Source organism: Jiangella rhizosphaerae, from assembly GCF_003579925.1.
Lineage (GTDB): Bacteria > Actinomycetota > Actinomycetes > Jiangellales > Jiangellaceae > Jiangella > Jiangella rhizosphaerae.
This window is the reverse complement of record NZ_QUAL01000286.1, coordinates 1-2877: the sequence shown is the minus strand read 5'-3', so window position 1 is coordinate 2877 and position 2877 is coordinate 1. Positions and strand designations below refer to the sequence as shown.

Below are 2877 nucleotides of genomic sequence, written 5' to 3'. Positions count from 1 at the left end.
CGCGCGCCGGCCGGTGGCGGCCACCGCCGGCCGGGGCCGCTCGGCCGGATGAGCCCGGCGGCGCGGCTCGCGGCGGTGTTCCTCGCCCCGGCGATCGTGCTGTACCTGGTGTTCGTGCTGATCCCGCTGGTGCAGTCGGTCTGGCTGTCGCTGTACGAGTGGGACGGCGTCAACCCGGTCAAGACGTTCGTCGGGCTGGGCAACTATCTCGACCTGCTCGACGACCGGCTGTTCGGCGTCAGCCTGCGCAACACGCTGCTCTGGGTCGGGCTCGGGACGGCGGCGTCGCTGGCGCTGTCGCTGGGGCTGGCGCTGCTGGCGTGGGGCACCGGCCGCGGGTTCGCCGTCTTCCGGACGCTCTACTTCATGCCGCAGGTGCTGCCGACCGTCGTCGTCGGCATCGTGTGGGGCTGGATCTACCACCCCGGCTTCGGCGTGCTGAACCGCATCCTCGACGCCGTCGGGCTGGACGGCTGGCAGCGCGGCTGGCTCGGCGACCCCGACGTCGCGGTGTACGCGATCCTGGGCGCGTCGGTGTGGGCGTCGATCGGGCTGTCGTTCGTGATCTTCTCCGCGGCGCTGAACAATGTATCGGCGGAGCTGCTCGACGCGGCGAAGGTCGACGGCGCCAACGGCGTCCAGCGGTTCCGCCACGTCATCGTCCCGCAGCTGTCGCACGCCGTGACGCTGGTGACGTCGCTGCTGCTCATCCACAATTTCCAGGCGTTCGACATGGTCTGGGTGATGACCCGCGGCGGGCCGCAGAACAGCACCCAGCTGATCGCGACGTACACGTACCAGAACGCCTTCGCCGACAACCAGGTCGGCTACGGCGCCGCGCTGTCGGTGGTGCTCACGGTCGTCTGCCTGATCGTGACCGTCGTCTTCGTGCGGCTGCGCGAGCGAACGAGCGAGGTGTGACGATGGCCGTCCCGACACTCACCGCACCCCCGGCGGAGGCCGCCCCGCCCCCGTCGCCGCCGAAACGGGCCGGGCGGCACGGCTGGACCGCGCTGCGCTACGTCGCGCTCATCGGCGCGGCGCTGGTCTTCGTCGGCCCTTTCGTGTGGATCTGGATCTCGTCGCTGCGCACCTCCACCGACATCGGGCGCGACCCGTTCGGCCTGCCGACGGAGCTGAACTGGGAGAACTACCGCAACGCGTTCGTCACCGGCCGGTTCGGCAGCTACCTCGGCAACACCTTCCTGTACGTGGCGTTCGTGGTGCCGCTGGTCGTGCTGCTGGCGTCGATGGCGGCGTACGCGCTGACGCTGGTGCGCACGAAGGTGACGACGCTGCTGTTCGTGCTGATCCTGCTCGGCGTCATGGTGCCGTTCCAGTCGATCATGATCCCGCAGTACTACGTCGTGCGCGACCTCGGGCTGCTGGGAAGCTACTGGGGCATCATCGTGCCCGCGCTGGCCCTGGGGCTGCCGTTCGGCATCTTCCTGATGCGGGCGTTCTTCCTCGGCCTGCCCGGCGAGCTGCGCGACGCCGCCCGCGTCGACGGCGCCGGCGAGCTGCGGGTGTTCTGGCACGTCATGCTGCCGCTGGCCCGGCCCGGGCTGCTGTCGCTGGCGGTGTTCCAGTTCATGTTCACCTGGAACGCCTTCCTCATCCCGCTGCTCTACGGCCAGCACGAGAACCTGCGGCCGGTGGCGTCGGGGATCATGTTCTTCGTCGGCGAGTACCAGACCGACCGCGCGGCCATCGCCGCCGCCGTCACCCTGACCTGCCTGCCGGTCATCGTCACGTACCTGTTCCTGCAGCGGTACTTCATCGCCGGCATGACGGCGGGAGCGCTCAAGTGACCGAGTCCGCCGTCGTCGGTAGAGTCGCCGCGGTGCCGAGCATCCCGTCCGAGCGACTCGCCCTGCTGTTCAAGGTCGCCCACATGTACCACGTCGAGGGACTGCGCCAGCCCGACATCGCCGCCCGGCTGCACGTCACCCAGTCGAAGGTGTCGCGGCTGCTCAAGGAGGCGGTCGGCCTGGGCGTCGTCCGCACCGTCGTCGTCACACCACCCGGCGTCTTCGCCGAGCTCGAGTACGCGCTGCGGGAACGGTACGGCCTGCGCGACGTCGTCATCGCCGGCACCCAGTCCGACGACGACGCGTCGGTGCTGGGCGCGATCGGCGCGGCCGGCGCCGCGTACGTCGAGAGCACCCTGCTGCCCGGCGACCGCATCGGCATCTCCTCGCGGTCGGTGTCGCTGCTCGCCGTCGTCGAGGCGATGGCGCCGGTGCCGGCCCGCTCCGCCGAGGTCGTCGTGCAGATACTGGGCGCGATCGGCAACCCGGCCGTGCAGGTGCAGGCGACACGGCTGACCGACCGGCTGGCCGAGCTGACCGGCGCCGAGCCGGTCTACCTGGTGGCGCCCGGCGTCGTCGCGTCGCTGGAGGTGCGCGACGGGCTGCTGGCCGACCCGTACATCTCGCAGGCGGTCGCGGCGTGGGAGGACCTCACGACCGTGCTGGTCGGCGTCGGCAGCATGAGCACGTCGCCGCAGCGGCTGTCGTCCGGCCCGGCGTTCCCGCCGGTCGACCTCGAGACGCTGGCCGCCGGCGGCGCCGTCGGCGACGTCTGCCTCAACTTCTTCGACCGCGACGGCGAACCCGTCCACACCGGCCTGCACGACCGCGTGATCGGCATCAGCGCCGACCTGCTCCGGCGGGTGCCGCGGCGCATCGGCGTCGGCGGCGGGCCGCTCAAGGTCGACGCCATCCGCGGCGCGATCCGCGGCGGCTGGATCGACGTGCTGGTCACCGACCAGCACACCGCCCGGCGGCTGCTCGCCTAGGGCGCGTCTCCTTATTGGCGTAGCCAGATGGTGACGGCGGCGAGCACGATGCCTCCGCGGTAGGTGAGGGCGAGCTT

At 71.2% G+C, this 2877-nt stretch carries 3 protein-coding genes; all 3 read left to right on the top strand.

Annotated features, from left to right (window positions below):
• Positions 1-921, top strand: a 921-nt coding sequence (locus DY240_RS23365; protein ID WP_147375473.1) for a carbohydrate ABC transporter permease, incomplete at its 5' end; no start/stop codon positions are given.
• 2 nt (positions 922-923) lie between these two features.
• Complete coding sequence (locus tag DY240_RS23360; RefSeq protein ID WP_119662152.1) at positions 924-1811, top strand: carbohydrate ABC transporter permease; 888 nt, start codon at positions 924-926, stop codon at positions 1809-1811.
• Entirely contained in the window at positions 1808-2800 is a 993-nt protein-coding gene (locus DY240_RS23355; protein ID WP_199702192.1) for a sugar-binding transcriptional regulator, read from the top strand. The genes DY240_RS23360 and DY240_RS23355 overlap by 4 nt, the downstream gene beginning before the upstream one ends.
• The last annotated feature ends 77 nt before the right edge of the window (positions 2801-2877 follow it).

Excerpts from the sequence above, each read along its gene's own strand:
- DY240_RS23360 (WP_119662152.1), top strand. The coding sequence starts at position 924 with ATGGCCGTCCCGACACTCACCGCACCCCCGGCGGAGGCCGCCCCGCCC.